This is a genomic window from Nocardia sp. NPDC006044 (genome assembly GCF_042871115.1).
Taxonomy (GTDB): Bacteria; Actinomycetota; Actinomycetes; order Mycobacteriales; family Mycobacteriaceae; genus Nocardia.
The window spans coordinates 671,829-691,412 of record NZ_JBIAID010000004.1 but is presented as its reverse complement, the minus strand read 5'-3'; the positions used below and the strand labels follow the sequence as shown (position 1 = coordinate 691,412).

The window sequence follows — 19,584 nt, the reverse complement described above, 5'->3', positions numbered from 1 at the left end:
CTCACCGAACTCGGACTCGATCCGCCGAATCCTGCGACCACACCCGGTGCAGCCGCGCATAGCGACCGTCGAGCGCCAGCAACTGCGCGTGCGGGCCGTCCTCCACAATGACCCCGTCGTGGAAGGCGAGGATGCGATCCGCGGTCCGCGCGCTGTGCATCCGATGCGCGATGGTGATGGTCGTGCGCCCCGCGGCCAGCCGGTTCAGCGCGTGCTGCACCCGCACGTCGGTTCCCGAGTCCACGCCGCTGGTCGCCTCGTCCAACACGAGCAGATCCGGGTTCACCAACGCGGTGCGCGCCAGCGCGACCAGCTGCCGCTCACCGGCCGACAGCGACTCGCCCCGTTGCCCGACAACGGTGTCCAAGCCCGCGGGCAGCCCCTCGACCCAATCGAGCAGGTCGAGTACCTCCAGCACGCCGAGCACGTCGTCCCGCCCGGCCCCGGCCCGCCCGAGCGCGATGTTCTCGAAAACGGTGCGGTCGAACAGGAATGCCTCCTGCGGCACGACGGCGACCCGGCGGGCGAGCGCGGCATCGGGGAGCTCGACGAGGTCGACGCCCCACAGCGTGAGCCGCCCCGCGGTCGGAACCAGTTGCCGGGTCACGAGTTTCGCGAATGTCGTTTTCCCCGAGCCGGTTTCACCGACCACACTGACCTGCCCGCCGGGCTCGAGCACCAGGTCGACCGCGCGCAGCACCGGTCGGCCCGGCCGGTACGCGAAACTCACGCCGTCCAACCGGACCGTCGGCGGCCCGGGCGGCAGCACCGGAGTCGCCGACGTCGCCACCGCCTCGCCGGGCAGATCGAGGATCTCGATCACCCGCCGCAGACCGGCCTCGGAGTTGCGCGCGTCGGCCAGGCTGCTCACCGCGAACTGCAAGGGCCGGACGAAGAACGTCACCAGGAACAGGAACGCGACCAGATCACCCGCACTCAACCCCAGATACCAACCCAGCGAACCGGTTCCGAGCGCCAGCCCGAGCACGAGCACGGCGGTGGTGATCAATCCGCTGGCCGCCTCGCCGATCGAGACATTGAAGCCCATCGGCCACAGCGTCCGTTTCTGCGCGGCCCGCATCGCGTCGACGCGGCGCTGCACGCGGGCCCGCATCCGCGCCTCGATGCCGTACCCGCGGACGGTGTCGATGCCGACCAGGACCTCGAGCAATCCGGAGTACACGGCGGCCACGGCGACGCGCACCGCGTCGAAGCACCGGGCCACCACGCGTTGCAGCGCCCGGCCGAGCACCGGCACCCCGATACCGATGGTCAGCACGATCAGCGCGAGCGGCCAGGAGTACACCAGCATCACGACCAACGCGATCAACATCTGAGCGACGTTCTGCACCAGGGTGATTCCGCCGGACTGCGCGAACAGGGTGACCACATCGAGGTCGTTGGTCACCCGCGCGACCAACGATCCGTGCGTCTGGGCGGGCGCGCCGGACGGCGTCGTCCGCAGGATCCGCTCGAATGTCTTTACCCGAAGGTCGAATACCGCGTTCTCGACGGTGTGCACCAGATAGCGGTTCAGCAGCGCGGAACTGATCATCGCCGACAGCACGGCCGCCAGTCCTACGGCGACCGCGACGCCGATCACCGAAGTCCTTGTGCGCGTGTCGATGTGCACCAGCAGGGCGTGGTCGAGCGCGTGCTGGATCGTCACCGGGATGACGATCCGACCGGACGCGGCGACCGCCGCGAGCAGTACCGTCGCCGTGAGCGTGCGGTAGCCGACACCGGCCTCGGCGCGCACCCGGCGGAGCAAGCCCGCCGTGCTGTATCGCGTTGTCGCGCTGCTCATTCCAGGTCACTTCCGTAGGCGTCCAGCAGGTCGCGATAGCCGGGCACGGTAGCGAGCAGATCCGCGTGCGTTCCGGTGGCGGCCACCCGGCCGCGGTCGAGCAGGACGACGGTGTCGGCGAGGGTGATGGTCGCCGCGCGGTGCCCGACGAGGACGACCGTGGTGCGCCGATCGTCGGCCGCGTACTCGGCGCGCAGCCCGTCCACGACCGCGCGTTCCACCACCGGGTCCAGCGCGGACGTCGCGTCGTCCAGCAGCAACAGCCCCGGTTGCCGGAAGACGGCGCGGGCCAGCGCGATTCGCTGCCGCTGCCCACCGGACAACTGACCCGCTTCGTCCAGTTCGGTGTCGAGCCCGTCCGGTAACCGCTCGACGAACTCCGCCGCCCCGGCCACCCGCAGTGCCCGCCACACCGCGGCGTCACTGCCCGCGACGCCCAGGGTCACGTTGTCGCGCACCGTATCTCCGAACAGAAAGGCGGTCTGGGTGACCAGCGCCGCCCGCCGCGACACCTCGCCCGGCGCGGCCTGCCGAACGTCGACACCATCCAACCGGATCGAACCCTGTTCGGCCCGAAGCAGGTCCGCGAGCAACCCGAGCAACGTGCTCTTCCCCGCTCCGGTCCGGCCGACCACCGCGACGATCGACCCGGGTTCGGCACGCAGTCCGATATCGCGCACCACGGCCGCCGCACCGTACCCGAACGACGCCGAACACACCCGCACCTCGACCGCGGATTCCGAGGTGAACCGCGAAATCCCTTGCCCCGGTGTCTGATCGGCGGCCAGCACCGCACGAACCCTGGAGTGCCCGGCGACCGCCAGCGGCACCCCGCCGAGGAACCGGCCCAGCACATTGAGCGGCATGGCGGTGGTGATCAGCAGATAGATCACCTCGACCAACGGCCCGACGCTCAATTCCCCGGACCCGATCCGCACCGCGCCGATGGTGAGGATCACCAACGCCGCGAACGGCGGCATCAACTCGATCGCCGGGTCGAACACCGAACCGACCCGGCCCATCCGGCGATTGGCCAGCCGCGCGGCCCGCGCCGCCTCGGCGAACCGGTCGACCTCGTGCGCCACGATGCCGAGCGTGCGGATCACCTGGCCGCCCGCGATCGCCTCGTGCGCCATGGCGCTGACCACGGCCCGCTCTCGCTGCGCGACCCGGGCCCGCGGCGCGAGCACCCGCTGGTAGATCAGGTTCGTGCCGAGCACCACCGGGATCAGCACACCGGCGACGATCGCGAGCCACGGGTCGATGGTGGCGATGTCGACCATGACGAGCAGCAGCATCACCGTCATCCCGACCGCGAACGGGAAGTGCTGCATGGGCGCCGAGGCCGTGTCGACGTCGGAGATCGCGTGCGACACCAGCTGTCCGGCCGCACGCCGGCGATGCCACGGGATGGACAGCCGCAAGTATTGCGCGACCAGGGATTTCCGCAAGCGCGCCTGGCTGCCGAACTGGATCACGCCGCTGGCGACCAGCCGGACGATGATCGTCGCGATGCGCAGCAGCGACACCCCGAGCACGAAGACCGCGGCGGCCGCGGCCGCGCCGAACAGGAACCGGCCCTGGGCGAACCCCGCGACGACGACGTGTTCGGTACTCCAGCCCACCGCCTTCGCCCCGAGCACCATGCACGCTCCGTTGACCGCGCTGCTCGACAGGGCGATCAGCGCCGCGCCGGGATGGTCGCGACAACCACGCACCATGATGGCGAGCCCGTTGCGCAGGGTTTGCGCGTCCCGCCGATCGGCTGTCAACGGCACAGCACTACCCACCGCTGACACTTCGCCTCCTGCTCGACCCCGTTGGGTATCAACGATCGCGAAACTGGTTGTTTGCCGCAACAAACCAGATCATCGTGATTCCAACGCGGACTAGACCAGAGCAGCCGCCGGTGCCTGCACGATCGTCAAACGTGACCGCTTGCGCAGCGTGAATCCGAGCGTCTCGTACAGGCTGATCGCCGTGACATTGTGCGCGACGGCGTGCAGAAACGGCGTCTCCCCGCGGGCGCGGATGCCCGCGCCGACCGCCCGGATCAGCCGCGAAGCGATACCGCGCCCACGGAATTCGGCGTCGGTGCACACCGCGCTGATCTCGGTCCAGCCGGGCGGGTGCATGCGCTCGCCCGCCATCGCCACCAGCCTGCCGTCCACCCGCAGCCCCAGATAGGTGCCCATTTCGATGGTCCGCGGCGCGAACGGACCCGGCTCGGTCCGCGCGATCAACTCCAGCATCTCGGGCACATCGGCGACGGTGAGCACCGCGAACTCCGGATCGGTGGCGACCCGCAGCGCGCTGCCCTCCATCTGCACCGATCCGACCTCCTGCAGCACCGTCCAGCCCGCGGGCAGCACATGGCCGGTGCCGCGCAGTCCGGTGCTGCCGCCCGGCCCGAGGACCGTGGCCAGGTCGATCCAGTCCTGCTCGTCGAGCACGGGCGGATGGCCGACGAACCTGGCCACCTCCGGGTGGTAACGACCGATCCGCCCCACCCAGCTCGCGAACCGGTCGTGCTCGCCCCGCAGCGACGACCGCACCGGATCGTCGAGCGGATGCACCGGGGTAATGACGTCGACAGTCGACTCAGCGGTCACCGCACACTCCTCCACAACAACGTTCAACCAGAGAACGTTAGCGAGGCGCACAACCGCCAGACACCGTTGCGCTCACCGAGATTCAGACGCTCAGACCTCCCGATACGTACGACGCACACTGGTCCCCTGGCTGAGGTCGGCGCCGTACACGTGCAAGGTGATCGCCACCGTGTCGCCGGTGTTGTGCACCTGATGAATGTCCTCCGGCGGCGCGACACCGCTGACCGAGCCGGCCGGACGCTGCCGCTGCCCGATCCGCGTCAGCCGGTCACCGTCGACCGCGAAGATGTTCTCCGTCTCGGTGCCCTGCAGTACGAGGAACGAACACCACACCAGATGGTCGTGGATCTCGGTGATCTGCCCGGGCCGCCACACCACCGCGGAAATCGAGAAGGCGGATTCGGTGTGCAGCGTGTGCCGGGTGTATCCGCCGGCCGATCCCTCGCGTTCCGCCGGGGTGAGCAGTCCGGCGGTCGGTCGCAGTGCGGCGAGGACCTCCGCCACCCGCTCGGCGGTGCGGCGCGGGTCCGATTCGTGCTTGGTGCACAAGCGAATTCGATCGATCAGCTCGGCCAGGCCGGGTCTGGATCGGGTCACCTGATCGTCGGTCGCGATGGTCATGACTGTCTCCCTTCGGACGGTGTCTCCCATCGTCACTCGCGCCGCACATGACGTCTAATGCCAAAATCCCCGCGCACACATAAGTATTCTGAATATGTGCTGAACCTGACCCAGCTCACGGTGTTAGCCGCTGTCGCACAACATGGTTCGGTGACCGAGGCGGCAAAACAGTTGCACTACACCCAGCCCGCGGTGAGCCACCACCTCGCGCGACTGGAGGCCGCCACCGGCGCGAAGCTGATCCAGCGGGTCGGCCGCGGCATCCGGCTCACCCCCGAGGGCAAGCTCCTGGCCGTCCGCGCCGCGGAGATCGTCGGCCGAGTCGACGCTGCCGCAACCGAACTCGCCGCACAGGTCGGGTTGCGGGCCGGCCGCGTGCGGATGGCCGGATTCCAGTCGATCCTGAGCACCATCGTGCCCGCGGCGGCCGCCGCGCTGGCCCGCGCCCATCCCGGCATCGAACTCGGACTCGTCGACGAACATCCGGTCGAGGCGCTGCGCCTGCTGCGCGCGGGGCGCATCGACGTCGCGCTGATCTTCCGCTACGCCGACACCCCGCGCGAGGACGACGGCCTCCGGCTGATCCACCTCTTGGACGACCCGATCTACCTGGTCACCGACGAGCCCGGCCAGAGCATCGCCGACCACCGCGACTCCACCTGGATCGGCGGCTGCGCGCGCTGCCAGGACGAGCTGATCACCGTCTGCCTGCGGGCGGGCTTCACCCCGCGCATCTCGTTGATCAGCGACGACATGGTGGTCACGCAGGCACTCGTCGCCGCGCGCATGGGCGTGGCCACCCTGCCGGGCCTCGCGCTGCGCGCCCACCGCATGCCGGGCATCCACACCACCGAACTCCCCGAGGACCCGCGCCAAATCTTCGCCGTCACCTACGGCAACCCACCCGACCCCCCAGCCACCGCCGCCCTGATCCGCGCCATCCAGGACAGCATCGCCCCCTAGAGGCTGGTCGCCCCTGCACCCGCCCCGCCGTGGGCGCCTCGCTTACTCATGTGATTCCAGATCGCGGCGTCGAGTGCGCCCACACTGCAACCCAGTTCGCCGGCGACCCGCCGTATCAGTCCACCGACAGCTCGGTAATCGCCGGCGCATACGCCGGCGCCGCAGACGAATCCCAGGATATGCGTGTCCACCGCGGAATAATCGGTCGACCCGGCCAGGATTGCAATGTAGTCAACGGTTTTGGGGCCGACGAACTTTATCTCCCGTAAGGCGCGGCGCGTCTCGCGTTCACGATCCGCACCGTCGTAGGCGGCGCCGAGTTCGCGCACCGTACGGAGCTCCAGCGCGGACAACGTCGCCGTGAGATCGCGTATGACGGTGAGCTTCCGTGATGTCCGCTTCCACCGCAGGAAGTCCGCGAGATCATGCGCGTCCAACCGTCGAACGAAGCCTTCCAAGACATCAGCATCCGGCCAATCGGCGATTACTTGCCGAACCCGGGGAAGCACAGTCGTCGCGTACTTTGCCCGGGGTTGAAGTGCGGCGTCGACGATCAATCCGCCGATATGGTCCGATCGACGCTCGACCTCGCGGCACTCCAGTCCGAGGGCAGCGACATGTCGCAACACCCGACCGACGTCGCCTCGATCAACGGCTCGCGGCCCCGCCGAATTCGAGGGTTTCACGGGTCCGCTCCTTGCCTTCGTCTCGTCCGTAACCCCATTGGTCCACCATGGTGTCACCCATTCATCTTCGTACGGCGCCTTTCGGTGTCGTCTGTTCGACCGACTTGGTGCCGGCCTCGTGGGATGGGTGCGCGACCGGTTCCCGCCTGCTTCCGACCCGCGCGACGAGGGCGTCGAGGGTGAGGTCCATCGCGTAGTCGTATTCTGCTTGGCTGTCGAAGCGGGCGAGGTGGGGGGCGGCCTCGGCTACGGCGGGGAGGCCGGATTGTTCCAATGTTGTTCGGCGGGCGGCGATTCCGGGGAGGTCGCGGGTTCCGTAGGTGGGGGTGGCGTTGACTTCGCGGAGGAGGGTGCCGACGAGGGTGGCCAGCATGGTGCGCAGGAGGTGGACCGATTGTTCGGGGTCGCAGCCTGCGGCGCGGAGCACCTCCAGCACCGCCTGGGTCGGCGCCAGGCCTTCTACCGAACCCAGCTGGCGGGTGAGCACCAGCGCGGCGGCCTCCGGATGCACCAGGGCGCGGCGGCGGAACGCGTCCGCGATGGCCCGTAGGTCGGCGCGGAGTTCGCCACTGCGCGCAGGCAATTCGATCGAGCTCAACAGGTGCTCGGCGACCGCGTCCAGCAACCCGTCCTTACCGTCGACGTGGTTGTACAGGCTCTTCGGATCCACGCCGAGCACCCGAGCGACGGCGCGCACACCCACCGCACCGACGCCCTCGCCAGCGATGACCGCGAGGGTGGCCTCGACGATCCCCGGCCGGGTCAGCCGGCCGGCGCCCTTCGGAGGCCGTCCGCGGCGGGCGGTGGGAACGTTGCTGGCCATAGGGTCATTCTGCCGCAAACCGTTGATTTAATCCACACCGTGGGTATATGGTGAGCGACAGTTGAACCCACGCTGTGGATATCGAGTCCAGCACGCGTTTTCCAGGAGACACCGATGTCCACACGATTCACCCTGCCGCCCGAGGACGTCCTGCGCGCACGAGAGAAGCTCGTCCTCGACCACTTCCACGACGAGGTCCGCCAGGACTGGGACGCGACCCTGTCCACGTTCCCGCATCCGCATTACGAGCTGATCGCCCCGATGGTCGTGCACGACGGCGACGACGAGGTCCGGGGCTACTATCACGACACCCGTCGCGCCTTCCCCGATCAGGACCACGAGATCATCGCGCTGCGCCACAGCCACGACGCGGTGATCGTCGAATTCTGGCTCCTCGGAACGCATTTGGGTCCGCTGGGAAAGATCCCGCCGACCGGCTCGGCCCACCGGACCAGGATGACCGCCTACTTCGTGTTCGACGAGCAGGAGAACCTGGCGGTCGAACGCATCTACTTCGACCAGCTCACCGTCCTCAAGCAACTGCTGGGCGGGCTGGACAAACGCAACCCCCGCGACCTGCTCACCCTCGCCCGCGCCGTCGCCGGAGCCGTCGCCACCACCGGCGCCGAACCCGATCCGCGCCTGCTCACTACCACCCCACCGAACCTCGGCGAGTGATCCGCAATGAAGATTCATCACCTCAACTGCGGCACCATGCGTCCGCTCGGCACCTCTGACGGTTTGGTCTGCCACGTCCTGCTGCTGGAAACCGACACCGGACTTGCCTTGGTGGACAGCGGATTAGGCTTGCGTGACGCCGCCGATCCGGGCGCCCGGTTCGGGCCGAGCCGCTTCTTCGTCCGCCCGCGCTTCGACGAGAGCGAAGCCGCCGTCCGCCAGATCGAACGCCTCGGCTTCGACCCGCGCGACGTCCGCGATATCGTGCTCACCCACTTCGACGCCGATCACACCGGCGGGATCGCCGACTTCCCCTGGGCCAGAATCCATCTCACCGCCGACGAAGCGAAAGCAGCCCGGCATCCACGAGGTTTCGTGGAAAAGGGCCGCTACTTGCCGACACAGCGCGACCACGATCCACACTTCGTCGAGCACACACCCGGGCACGGAGAGTCCTGGCGCGGATTCACCGCCGCGAAGGAGCTCACCGAAATCACGCCGGGCCTCGTCCTGATCGCCCTGCCCGGCCACACCCGCGGCCACGCCGCCTTCGCCGTGCACACCGGCAACCGGTGGATCCTGCACGCCGGCGACGCCTTCTACCACCACGGCCAGATCGACCGCACCGTCAACGCACCCCGCGCCCTCACCGCGATGGAACGCCTGACCGCCCACAACCGGGCCGAGGTCCGCGCCAATCATGAACGCCTAGCAGAACTCTGGGCCGAGCCAAGCCCCGATCTAGTCCTCGTCAACGCCCACGATCCCGCTCTCCTCCGCCGCGCGCAGCAACTCGACGCGACCGATGACACGACGGAGCCGTCCACACGCTGAACGCACCGACCTCACCGTACGACGGCCTCCACCTGCTCTTTGGCCCCGCGGAAGCACGCCTCGATCGATGTACCCCGGCGATAGTCGCCGACCAGAAGCAGCCCGGCCGCGCCCGCCGCCGCATCGATGCGGGCGACGCGGTCGGCGTGCCGGTGGCTGTAGGCGCAGAACGCGTGCTCCCAGTGCCGGCCCGCCTGCGCCACGGCCTTCGCCTCGTCGAGCGCCGGGAAGTGCGGGGACAGTTGGGCTTCGGCGCGCATCCGCAGCTTGTCGAAGTCCTCGGTCAGGTACGGGCGGGCGGCGCGGCCGCTGAAGGTGTAGCGGACGATGTGCCGGTCGTCGACGCCGTACGCGCCCGCGTTGCTGACGGCGCTGCCGGGCTCGAAGACCAGAGATCGGGCGACCGGACCGAACACCGGACGGTCGTACTCGGTGACCACCACGGTCGCCGGGTTGTAGCGGATGTGCGCCAGTTCATCGGCGACAAGAGGCAATTCGGTGCGCAGCAATTCCGCGGCCGCGGGAGCGGGGATCGCGATCACGACGAGGTCGGCCACGTAGGTCTGCGGCCGACCGGCTGCGTCGATCGCGTCGACCCCGGTGATCCGACCGCCCTCCGTCACCAATCCGACTGCCCTGGTTCCATTTTCGACGTCCACCGTCGAGCCGAACCGGCGATAGATGGGCTCCATCCCGTCGGTGAGCTGATCGAACCGGTCGAGCAGCATGCCGAGATTGGCGCCGAAGTCCGCGAGCTGGATCTCGTCGGGCTCGGCGCCGTTCATCCGCACCGTCATCGGCCGGATGAGCGCGTCCAGCAGGTTGCGGCCGAAGTAGCCGTCCAGCGCCGGATCGCCTCGCCGCTTACCGAGCTGGACGAACTGCGGCCCGCGCACGAACCGGTTGGCCTCGTCGCCGCGCACGTACCCGACCAGCCGCAGGAACCGGTAGATGTCCAACGGCCCGGCCCGCCGCGCGATCTCGAGCATCCCCGCGACCGGAGATTTGCCGTCGACGGTGACCACGCGCCCGTTCACGACGCGCGAGGAGTTGATCCCGAAGTGCTCGAACTCCCCGCCCTTCAGGTCCGCGACGAAGGTCCTGAACTCCTCGTATTTGCCGCCGATGTTCTTGCCGCCCAGCGTGATCCGTCGATCGCCGAGGTGCACGGTGCTGGACCGGCCACCAAGCGTGGGCTGCTCGTCGAGCAGGGTGACGGCCGCTCCACCGCGGTGCAGATACCAGGCGGCGGCGATACCCGACCAGCCGCCGCCGACGACAAGCGCCGTCCGCGGACCGATTTCGGCGCTCATCCAGAGTTCCTTTCCGAAAGGTTTGTCCCCGGCGCGGATTCGGCGCCGGTGACGATGGTGTTCATCCACGTCCGCAGCCGGGCGGCCAGCGGACCGCTGTGCTTGGTCCAGCGGAAGTGGTCCAGCCGGCCACCCGCCTCGGCCGCGGTGTAAATCCAGTCCGTCCGCGGCGCACCCGGCGCCGCCTCGGCCAGGCTGCGCACGCCGGCCTCGGTCGCCAGGTCGTCCTGCTCGATGCGCACGGTCAGCAGGGGCAGCGAGAACCCGAAAACGCCATCGCCCGTGGTGATCCCGTCGTCGGTCATGATGCCGTTACGGACTTGGCGAGCCCATGTGGTCATCACGCCCGCCGCTTGCCGACCGCCGAAACCCAAACGGTCACCGGGAAAGTAGCCCAGCGTCCGGGCGATGAGCCCGAACCACTGCCCGAACACCAGGTTTCGCGTGCGGGTCAGCCCGGCGTAGGTTCGGTACCACACCGAACCACTGGCAATCAGCACCACGCCGGTGAGACCTTCCGGTGCCCGCGCGGCGCGCTGAAGCGCCAGATGCCCACCGAAACTGTGCCCGACGAGGACGACCGGCAGGCCCGCGAACTCGTTTCCGGCCATTTCGAGCACGGCGGGCACATCCACGTCGACCAGGTCGGCGTGCACCCAGTTGGCACGGCGGCTGCTCTTGGGCACACTGCCGCCCTGACCACGCAGATCCACGACGATCGCCGCGATATCGTGCGCGGCCAGCTGCGCGGTGAAGTCCCGGTAGTAGTTCGCCGCGACACCCATCGCGGGCAACACCACCATTACTGCCGTAGGTTTGGCCGGCGCAGAGACCAGCATCGACAATGTCGTATCGGACGTGGGTTGCAGCGTCCGGGTCGAAATCACGCTTCGCTACCTTTCCGTTCGTCGGACCAGAACGCCTGGCGCGCTGTCCGGTTGAGCGAGATGTTCACTTGGGCACCGTCGGCGCGCCGTCGATGAAGTCGAAGATCTCGTCGTCCCCGGCGGCGTCCAGATCGATCCCGGACCCCGTGCCGCCCTGCAATCTTCGAATGATCTCGGTGAGCCGCCCGGTGACGGCGGCGAGCTCGGACCGCTCCAACTCCGCGCCGGCACAAGCTCCCGACAGCGCGTCGACCTGAGCCACGATCCGCCCCACGACATCCTCGGCGGGCACAATCTCGGCCGCGATGAACCCGGCCAACGAGGCCGGCGACGGATAGTCGAACACCACCGTCGTCGGCAGCCGCAGACCGGTGGAGTTCTTCAATCGGTTCCGGAACTCGACCGCGCCCAGCGAGTCGAAACCCAAGTCCTTGAACACATCATCGGCCCCCACCGCCTCGATCGAGGCATGGCCGAGCACGGCCGCCGCATGCGAGCGCACCACATCCAGCACAATCCGGTTCTGCTCGGCGGGACTCGAACCGGTCAGACTCGCTGCCAACCCCGCGACCTGCCGCCCTCCCGGGTCCGCCGCTTTGCGCGTCCGCCGGACCATGCCGCGCAACATCGGCGGTACGGTCTCCACCTGCCGCAATACGGCCGTATCGATCCGCGAAGCGACCACGCAGCCCTGGCCGGATCCCACCGCGGCGTCCAGCATCGCCATCCCGTCGACGGTCTCGATCGGCACGAAACCGCCTGCCGCCAACCGCTCCCGATCCGCAGTGGTCAACGACGCCGTCATCCCCGTCGCCTGCTCCCACAGTCCCCACGCCATCGACGTCGCCACCAACCCCCGCCGGCGCCGGTACACCGCCAGCGCGTCCAAGAACGCGTTGGCGGCCGCGTAATTCGACTGCCCGAGCGCACCGAGCACGCCCGCGACCGAGGAGAACAGCACGAACATCGACAGCGGAAGGTCTTTCGCCGCCTCGTGCAGATGCCACGCCGCATCCACCTTCGGGGCAAGCACTTTCCCGATTCGGTCGGCGGTGAGGTCGGTGAACAGGCCGTCGTCGAGTGCTCCCGCCGCATGCACGATCCCGGTCAGCGGATGGCCCGGATCGATACCGGATATCAACGCGCGCACCGCATCCCCGTCGGTCACGTCGCAGGCCACCACCTCGACGGAGGCGCCGGCCTCGTGCAGTTCCGCCACCAACTCCGCGACTCCGTCCGCCGCCCGACCGCGCCGCGAGGCCAGCACCAGATGTTCGACACCGTGGCGAGCGACCAGATGCCGGGCCGCCTCCGCACCCAAACCGCCGGTGCCACCGGTGATCAGCACAGTCCCGTGACGATCCAGTGCCTGCGGAATGGTCAGCACGTTCTTGCCGATATGCCGCGCCTGCGACATGAACCGAAGCAGTTCGGGGGCTCGCCGTACATCCCATCGCGTCACCGGAAGCGGTTGCAGCACACCGGCGTCGAAGAGCGTGAACAGCTCGCTCAGTATTCTCTGCAACTGCTGCGCGGGCAGCTCCGCCAGATCGAAGGCCTGGTACCGCACCCCCGGATACGCGGCCGCGATCTCCTCCGGATCACGCAGGTTGTTCGCGCCCATCTCCAGGAAATGACCGCCCCGCGGCAACAACCGCAATGAGGCGTCGACGAACTCGCCGGCCAGCGAATCCAGTACGACGTCCACGCCCTGCCCGTCGGTCCGAGCCAGGAACTTCGCCTCGAAATCCAGCGTCCGCGAATTCCCGATCCGTCCGTCCTCGAATCCGAGCTCACGCAGCACCGGCCATTTCGGCTCCGAGGCCGTCACGAACAGCTCCGCCCCCACATGCCGCGCCAACTGAATCGCCGCCAACCCGACCCCGCCGGTCGCCGTATGCACCAATAGCCGCTGGCCCGGTTGCAGCCCCGCCACCTCGATCAGTGCGTAATACGCCGTCGCGAACACCACCGGCACCGCGGCGGCCTGTGCGAAACTCCAACCCGGCGGGATCCCGACCAGCGCCGACTCCGCGGCAATCACGGACGATCCCGCACCCGGGATCAGACCCACCACCCGGTCGCCGGGGACGAACCGCGTCACACCCGAACCGACGGCCGAGACAACGCCGGCGCCTTCACCGCCGACCGCGACTCCCTCGCGCGGATACATGTTCAGGGCGATGATCACGTCCCGGAAGTTCATCCCGACCGCGCGCACCGAAACCCGCACCTCATCAGCCGCCAATTCGCCTGCAGGATCGGCCGATTCGAGGACCAGATTGTCACCGTGCAGCGCACCGGTGCCCACGGTGGTCAGCTGCCACGGCTCTCCCGAGGTCGCCAGTTCCGCATGCCCGACGGTATCCGCGCCGACCCGGGACAACCGAGGCACCTGAAGAATGCCCCGGCGCGCGACGGCCTGCTGCTCACCGGACCCGGCCAGCGCGAGCGCGGCCGCTCGATAGTCGGTGCCCGCATCGACATCGAGCAGTGCGACATGACCGGGATTCTCGTTCTGAGCGCTACGCAGCAGTCCCCAGACGGCGGCACTCGCCGGATCGATATCCGCGCCGCCGTCGATCGCGACCGCGTCGCGCGTGACCACGACCACGGTCGCCGCGCCGAATCGATTGTCCGACAGTATCTTCGCTATCAGCTCGAAGGCCTCGCGCACCTGCCGGTGCGTTCGATCTACGAGTTCCGCTCTACCTGACCCCGTTACCTCCGCGCCCTGCGATGGACAGGTCAACGTAAGAACTTCGGGGGTGGTGACCGACCGCTCCAGCACCCAGCCGCCCTGCGCGTCGACGGTGTCCCACCGATCGCCGGATTCCGGAATCACGCTGCCGGTCAGCGGAATCCAGTGCACGGCGTACAGGTCGGCGAGCCCACCAGCCCGGCTGGTGACGCGCTCGGCCGCGAGCGGACGCACCGCCAGGGATTCGACGTGCGCGACGAGTTCGCCGGCCGGATCGGCCAGGACAACTTCCATCCGATCACCGGCCCGCACGACGCGCACCCGCACCGCCGACGCACCAACCGCCGCCAGCGACACCCCCTCCCACACGAACGGCAATCGCACGTCCGCGTTGCCGGCGGCCAACTCCCCCACCAACGAAACATGCAGGGCCGCATCCAGCAACGCCGGATGCAACCCGAACCGCCCCGCGTCGCGGGCACCCCCCTCCGGCAACACCACCTCACCGAACAGCTCACCCCCGCGCCGCCACACCGACCGCACCCCGTGGAAGGCCGGGCCGTACGCATATCCGGCACCGGCCAACGCCGCGTACACGTCGCCCACCTCGACGGGCACCGCACCGGCCGGCGGCCACACCCGCAGACCCGCACCCGCATCGGACCGCACAGCAACGGAATCCAGAACGCCCGTCGCATGACAATTCCATTCTTCCGCCGGACCCTCGCCCCGGGAGTACATCCCGATCCGCCACTCCCCCAACGACTCTCCATCGGTAATTCGAACCTGGATCTGCGTCCCACCCCGCTCGTCGAGCACGATCGGCGCGGACAGCACCAGCTCCCCCACTCGCGCCGCGCCCACCACATCAGCGGCGAACAACGCCAACTCCGCGAACACCGCCCCCGGCACCAGAATCCGCCCGTCCACCACATGGTCGGCCAACCACGCGTGCGTCGACAACGACCACCGGCCCGACAGCAGAACACCTCCGCCATCGGCCACCCCCACCACCGCACCCAGCAACGGATGCTCCACCGCCGCCATTCCGAGCCCGGAAACCGCGACCGCCGGTGTCGTGTCCAACCAGTAGCGCTTGCGGTCGAACGCATACGTCGGCAGGTCGACCCGCGCCGCCCCGGTCCCGTCGAAGATCCGCGCCCAGTCCACGGAGATACCCCGAACATGAGCCGCCGCAACGGAAGTCAGGAAGCGACCCAGCCCGCCGTCGTGCCGCCGCAGCGACTCGGCCACCACGCTGCGTTCCGCGTCCTCGGTCTCGTCGAGAAACTCCTGCACGTCGACGCCGAGCACCGGATGCGGACTGCACTCCACGAAGCCGCGGCCACGCAACGCGTAGGCGGTCCGCACGGCACCGGCGAAACGCACAGTCTCGGAAAGGTTCCGGTACCAGTACTCGGCATCCATCGCGGCGCCGTCGAGCACTTCGCCGGTCACCGAGGAGATGACCGCGATGTCACCGGAGCGCGCGGCCACCGCACCCAGCTCACGCAGCATCTGCGCCCGCAGCGGTTCGATCTGCACGGAATGCGCCGCATAGTCGACGGCCACCCGCCGCGCGCCGATCCCCGTCGCCTCGCAGTGCGCCAGCAGTTCCTCCAGCGCGGCGTTACTACCGGAAACCACCGTGGAGGCAGGCCCGTTCACCACCGCGATGGAAAGCTTGCCCGCCCACCGGGCGTCCACCGCCGCTTCGACCTCGGCGAGCGGGCGCAGCACCGAAACCATCCCGCCGCGACCGGCGATCGCGGCGACTGCCCGGCTGCGAATCACCACGATCCGCGTCGCCTCCCGCAACGACAGCACCCCGGCGACGTGCGCGGCGGCGATCTCGCCCTGCGAGTGCCCGATCACCGCGTCCGGCTCGACCCCCATCGAGCGCCACAGCTGTGCCAGCGCGACCATGACCGCGAACAGCGCCGGCTGCACGACCTCCGGGCGGTCATCGATAGCGTTGCCGCGCAACAGATCCAGCAGCGACCAGTCGGTGTATTCGGCCAATGCCGTGGCGCACCGGCCGATCTGCTCGGCGAAGATTGGCGACGATTCGAGCAGCTCGGCCGCCATCCCGCCCCACTGCGATCCCTGCCCGGGAAAGAGGAAGACCGTCTTGCCGCGCACATCCGCGCGCCCACGCACAATGTTCGGGAGGTCCCAGGAACCGATCTCGGCGATCCCGGTGTTCAACGATTCCCGGCTGTCCCCGAGTACCACGGCACGCTGCGCGAACGATGATCGCGAGGTCACCAGCGAGTACCCGATGTCGACCGGATCCGGACTCGACTCCGAATCCGTCAGGTCCTTCAGCCGTCGCGCCTGCCCCGCAAGGGATTCGACCGTCTTGGCCGAGAGCACCCACGGAATGATCGGCGGCGCAACCCGTTCGGTTACCTCCTCGGGTTCGGTGACGGGCGCCTGCTCCAAGATCACATGCGCGTTCGTCCCGCTGATCCCGAACGACGACACCGCGGCCCGGCGCGGACGACCGCGATACGGCCACTCGCGCGTTCGCGTCGCCAGTTCCACCCCGCCGGCCGACCAGTTCACGTGCGGACTCGGCGCGTCGACATGCAGGGTCGGCGGAATCGTCTCCCGCCGCATCGCCTCCACCAGCTTGATCACACCCGCCACCCCCGCGGCCGCCTGGGTGTGCCCGATATTGGATTTGACCGACCCCAGCCACAGCGGTTCCGTGGTAGCCCGCGCCCGTCCATAGGTCGCCAGCAGAGCGGACGCCTCGATCGGATCACCCAGCGTCGTGCCGGTCCCATGCGCCTCTACGACATCCACCTCTTCGGCCGCGACCCGCGCATTCGCCAGCGCCTGCCGGATGACCCGCTGCTGCGCGGGCCCGTTGGGCGCGGTCAGCCCATTGCTCGCCCCGTCCTGATTGACCGCCGAACCGCGTACCAGGGCGAGCACGGTATGCCCGTGGCGCCGCGCGTCGGAGAGCCGCTCGAGCAGCAGCACGCCGACGCCCTCGGACCACCCCACCCCGTCCGCCGTGGCCGCGAATGCCTTACAGCGCCCGTCCGGGGCCAGCCCACGCTGCTTGGAGAACTCCACGAACGACGTCGGCGCGGTCATCACCGTCACCCCACCGGCGATCGCCAGCCCGCATTCCCGGGTCCGCAGCGAATGCGCCGCCAGATGCATCGCCACCAGCGAGGACGAACACGCGGTGTCCACGGTGATCGCGGGGCCCTCCAGACCGAGGGTGTAGGCGAGCCGGCCCGAGACTATCGACCCCGCCGAGCCCACCACATCGGTCCCGTACTCGTGATACATCACCCCGGCGAAGACACCGGTATCGCTGCCCCGCAACGACATCGGGTCGAGGCCGGCCCGCTCGAACGTCTCCCAGGAAACCTCGAGCAGCAACCGCTGCTGCGGGTCGAGGACGGCTGCCTCGCGCGGCGAGATCCCGAAGAATCCGGCATCGAATTCGGCCGCGTCGTGCAGGAATCCGCCGCGGCGCACGTAACTCTTTCCCGGTTGCCCTGGCTCGGCATCGAACAGGTCCGCCAGATCCCAGCCGCGGTCGGCCGGGAACTCCGAGGTCGCGTCGACGCCGCCGGCGATCAGGTCCCAAAGCTGTTCGGGCGTGCGGACATCGGCCGGATACCGGCAGCCCATCGCGATGATGGCGATCGGTTCGCGCTCGCCGTCGTCGGCCGCCTCGGGAACCGGCTGCGCGCCGACCGAAGCCGGCCGGGCCGTCGGCGGCGGCGCGGGCCGATGCTCGTCGAGCAGTAGCGACCGCAGGTGCCCTGCGAGTATTTCCGGTGTGGGGTAATCGAATACGGCCGTGACGGGTATATCCAGCCCGGTGCCGGTGACCAGCTGGTTGCGTAAACCCACCGCGCCCACCGAGGTGATCCCCCAGTCGGTGAAGGTGCCGTCGACGTCGCGTTGAGCCTCGCCGATGATCGACGCTACCGATTCGGCGATCAGGTCGCACAGCAGGGCGACACCGTCGGCGAGGGACAATGCCGCGAGCCGGTGTGCCAGCGCGGCGCGGACCGCGGCATCGGGCTGCGCCCACTCGGCGGCCTGGTCCGCGGCCTCGGTCTCGATGCTGCCCAGTAGCCGGCCGGCCAGCGGCGGCAGTTCACGGCGGAGGATCTTCCCCGACATGGTCCGCGGCACCGCGTCGATCTGGTACACCTCGAACGGAATCTTCGTGTGCTCGAGACTCTTCCGGCATTCGGCGAACACCGCCTCGACCTCGAACCCCGCCGGATCGGGAACCACCAGGGCGATGGGCACCTCACCGAGCGTGTCGTGCGGCCTTCCGCACACCGCCGCATCCTGCACGCCGGCCACCCGTTTCACCACGTTCTCGATCTCGACCGGATGGATATTCTCACCGCCCCGAATGATGAGTTCCTTGATCCGGCCGGTGATGTCGAGGAACCCCAGCGGGTCGCGGCGCGCGAGATCGCCGGTGCGCAACCACTCCCCGCGCAGCACCTCGGCCGTCAGATCGGGCCGGTTGTAGTAGCCGACCATCACACCGGGACCGGCGACCCACAGTTCCCCTTCGACACCGGCCGGCACGTCGAGACCGGTGCCCGGATCCACGATCCGGGTGTTCACCCCCAGGATCGGCAGACCGGCCGAGGCCGGGGAGTTGCGGTTCGACGGTGGATTGACGGTGATCGCCCCGGTCGCCTCGCTCGCGCCGTACGTGTTCAGCAGCGGCACCCCCAGCGTGGCTTCGACCGCCCGGCCGAGCTCGGCGGAGCCGGGTGCGCCACCGAACCAGCACGCCCGCAGCGTATGCGCGGGCATCGCCGCGGCGCCCACCCGGACCAACTGCTGGAACAGCGTGGGCACGCCGACCAGCACGGTCGGCGACATCGAGCCGAGCGCGCCGAGCAGCGGCCCCGCCGCGAACCCGTCGATCAGCAGCGTGCCCGCGCCGACGGCGGCGACGCCGAGCACGCCCAGATGATGACCGAGACAGTGCGACAACGGCATCGGCCACAGCAGCCGATCGTCGGCGTTCATCCCGAACCCGGGTATGTACCCGGCGACGGTGCCCCACAGCGCCTTGGTCAGCGTCGTGACCACGCCCTTCGGTTGGCCGGTGGTCCCCGAGGTGTAGAGGATCCAGCCGATGTCGTCGACCTCGAGATCGTCCCGCGCGGCCGCGGCCGGTTCGGTAGTAGCCAATTCCTCGAAGGCGCGCTCGTTTTCGCCTGTTCCGCCTGCGACCACAAGGCGCAGATCGGGATGCCGAGCCAGCAGATCCCGGCGCCTGTCTACCGAACTCGCTTGTGCCATAAGCACATTCGCTCCGCTGTCGCGCACGATGTGCTCGAGTTCGGCATCGGAACAGTACGGGTTCACCGGCACACCGATCGCGGCCGCGCGCGCGACACCCAGGTAACCCTCGGCCATCTCGACGCTGTTGCCGAGCATCAGCACGACCCGGTCGCCGCGCCGGCAGCCGAGATTTCCCGCGAGCCGACGGGTACGTCGCTCCAGCTCCGCGTAGCCGACCGACCGCCGGGAATCGGTGAATGCGGCTTTGTCGCCGAATCGAATCGCATTGTCCCGCAGCATGTCCGGCACCGGACGGATGAGGTCGGTTCGTAGCATGAGATCCCTCGATATCGATAGTGTCTGGCCG

General features: G+C 69.0%; 12 protein-coding genes. 3 read left to right on the top strand and 9 right to left on the bottom strand.

Going from position 1 to position 19,584, the window contains the following annotated elements; genetic code table 11:
• Position 1 precedes the first annotated feature (1 nt).
• The 4 genes from ACFYO1_RS34210 to ACFYO1_RS34195 form a co-directional block, all read right to left on the bottom strand.
• The gene (locus ACFYO1_RS34210) at positions 2-1,807 is read right to left on the bottom strand and encodes an ABC transporter ATP-binding protein (RefSeq protein WP_387240413.1); all 1,806 of its coding nucleotides are present in this window, start codon (positions 1,805-1,807) and stop codon (positions 2-4) included.
• On the bottom strand, positions 1,804-3,585 hold the full coding sequence (locus tag ACFYO1_RS34205; RefSeq protein WP_387240410.1) for an ABC transporter ATP-binding protein: 1,782 nt from the start codon (positions 3,583-3,585) through the stop codon (positions 1,804-1,806). The genes ACFYO1_RS34210 and ACFYO1_RS34205 overlap by 4 nt, the downstream gene beginning before the upstream one ends.
• Before the next feature lie 111 nt (positions 3,586-3,696).
• Positions 3,697-4,419, bottom strand: coding sequence for a GNAT family N-acetyltransferase (locus ACFYO1_RS34200; RefSeq protein ID WP_387240407.1), 723 nt, complete (start codon positions 4,417-4,419; stop codon positions 3,697-3,699).
• 90 nt (positions 4,420-4,509) lie between these two features.
• The gene (locus ACFYO1_RS34195; RefSeq protein ID WP_387240404.1) at positions 4,510-5,040 is read right to left on the bottom strand and encodes a cysteine dioxygenase; all 531 of its coding nucleotides are present in this window, start codon (positions 5,038-5,040) and stop codon (positions 4,510-4,512) included.
• Between the two features lie 96 nt (positions 5,041-5,136).
• Between ACFYO1_RS34195 and ACFYO1_RS34190 the strand changes: the two genes are divergently transcribed.
• Positions 5,137-6,003, top strand: coding sequence for a LysR family transcriptional regulator (locus ACFYO1_RS34190; RefSeq protein ID WP_387240401.1), 867 nt, complete (start codon positions 5,137-5,139; stop codon positions 6,001-6,003).
• Here the strand turns inward: ACFYO1_RS34190 and ACFYO1_RS34185 are convergent.
• The gene (locus ACFYO1_RS34185) at positions 6,000-6,689 is read right to left on the bottom strand and encodes a hypothetical protein (RefSeq protein ID WP_387240398.1); all 690 of its coding nucleotides are present in this window, start codon (positions 6,687-6,689) and stop codon (positions 6,000-6,002) included. The genes ACFYO1_RS34190 and ACFYO1_RS34185 overlap by 4 nt on opposite strands.
• A 61-nt stretch (positions 6,690-6,750) precedes the next feature.
• Positions 6,751-7,512: a TetR/AcrR family transcriptional regulator gene (locus ACFYO1_RS34180; protein WP_387240395.1), complete on the bottom strand. Its 762-nt coding sequence runs from the start codon at positions 7,510-7,512 to the stop codon at positions 6,751-6,753.
• Between the two features lie 114 nt (positions 7,513-7,626).
• Between ACFYO1_RS34180 and ACFYO1_RS34175 the strand changes: the two genes are divergently transcribed.
• Both ACFYO1_RS34175 and ACFYO1_RS34170 read left to right on the top strand, forming a co-directional pair.
• Positions 7,627-8,190, top strand: coding sequence for an ester cyclase (locus tag ACFYO1_RS34175; RefSeq protein ID WP_387240391.1), 564 nt, complete (start codon positions 7,627-7,629; stop codon positions 8,188-8,190).
• Positions 8,191-8,196: 6 nt separating this feature from the next.
• Entirely contained in the window at positions 8,197-9,024 is an 828-nt protein-coding gene (locus ACFYO1_RS34170) for an MBL fold metallo-hydrolase (RefSeq protein WP_387240388.1), read from the top strand.
• Positions 9,025-9,035: 11 nt separating this feature from the next.
• On the opposite strand, the gene ACFYO1_RS34165 is transcribed toward ACFYO1_RS34170, so the two are convergent.
• The 3 genes from ACFYO1_RS34165 to ACFYO1_RS34155 all read right to left on the bottom strand — a co-directional run bounded on the left by ACFYO1_RS34165 (position 9,036) and on the right by ACFYO1_RS34155 (position 19,553).
• A complete protein-coding gene (locus ACFYO1_RS34165) occupies positions 9,036-10,337 on the bottom strand; it encodes an FAD-dependent oxidoreductase (protein WP_387240385.1) in 1,302 nt (433 codons plus the stop codon).
• Positions 10,334-11,224 carry an alpha/beta fold hydrolase gene (locus tag ACFYO1_RS34160; RefSeq protein ID WP_387240382.1) on the bottom strand — a complete coding sequence of 297 codons (891 nt, stop codon included), beginning with the start codon at positions 11,222-11,224 and terminating at the stop codon, positions 10,334-10,336. The genes ACFYO1_RS34165 and ACFYO1_RS34160 overlap by 4 nt, the downstream gene beginning before the upstream one ends.
• A gap of 64 nt (positions 11,225-11,288) precedes the next feature.
• Positions 11,289-19,553 carry an SDR family NAD(P)-dependent oxidoreductase gene (locus tag ACFYO1_RS34155; RefSeq protein WP_387240379.1) on the bottom strand — a complete coding sequence of 2,755 codons (8,265 nt, stop codon included), beginning with the start codon at positions 19,551-19,553 and terminating at the stop codon, positions 11,289-11,291.
• Between the last annotated feature and the right edge of the window lie 31 nt (positions 19,554-19,584).

Bases quoted from the DNA above. Each gene is read 5' to 3' on its own strand.
- ACFYO1_RS34210 (WP_387240413.1), bottom strand. From the start codon at position 1,807: ATGAGCAGCGCGACAACGCGATACAGCACGGCGGGCTTGCTCCGCCGG.
- ACFYO1_RS34195 (WP_387240404.1), bottom strand. From the start codon at position 5,040: ATGACCATCGCGACCGACGATCAGGTGACCCGATCCAGACCCGGCCTG.
- ACFYO1_RS34180 (WP_387240395.1), bottom strand. From the start codon at position 7,512: ATGGCCAGCAACGTTCCCACCGCCCGCCGCGGACGGCCTCCGAAGGGC.
- ACFYO1_RS34175 (WP_387240391.1), top strand. From the start codon at position 7,627: ATGTCCACACGATTCACCCTGCCGCCCGAGGACGTCCTGCGCGCACGA.
- ACFYO1_RS34170 (WP_387240388.1), top strand. From the start codon at position 8,197: ATGAAGATTCATCACCTCAACTGCGGCACCATGCGTCCGCTCGGCACC.
- ACFYO1_RS34165 (WP_387240385.1), bottom strand. From the start codon at position 10,337: ATGAGCGCCGAAATCGGTCCGCGGACGGCGCTTGTCGTCGGCGGCGGC.
- ACFYO1_RS34155 (WP_387240379.1), bottom strand. From the start codon at position 19,553: ATGCTACGAACCGACCTCATCCGTCCGGTGCCGGACATGCTGCGGGAC.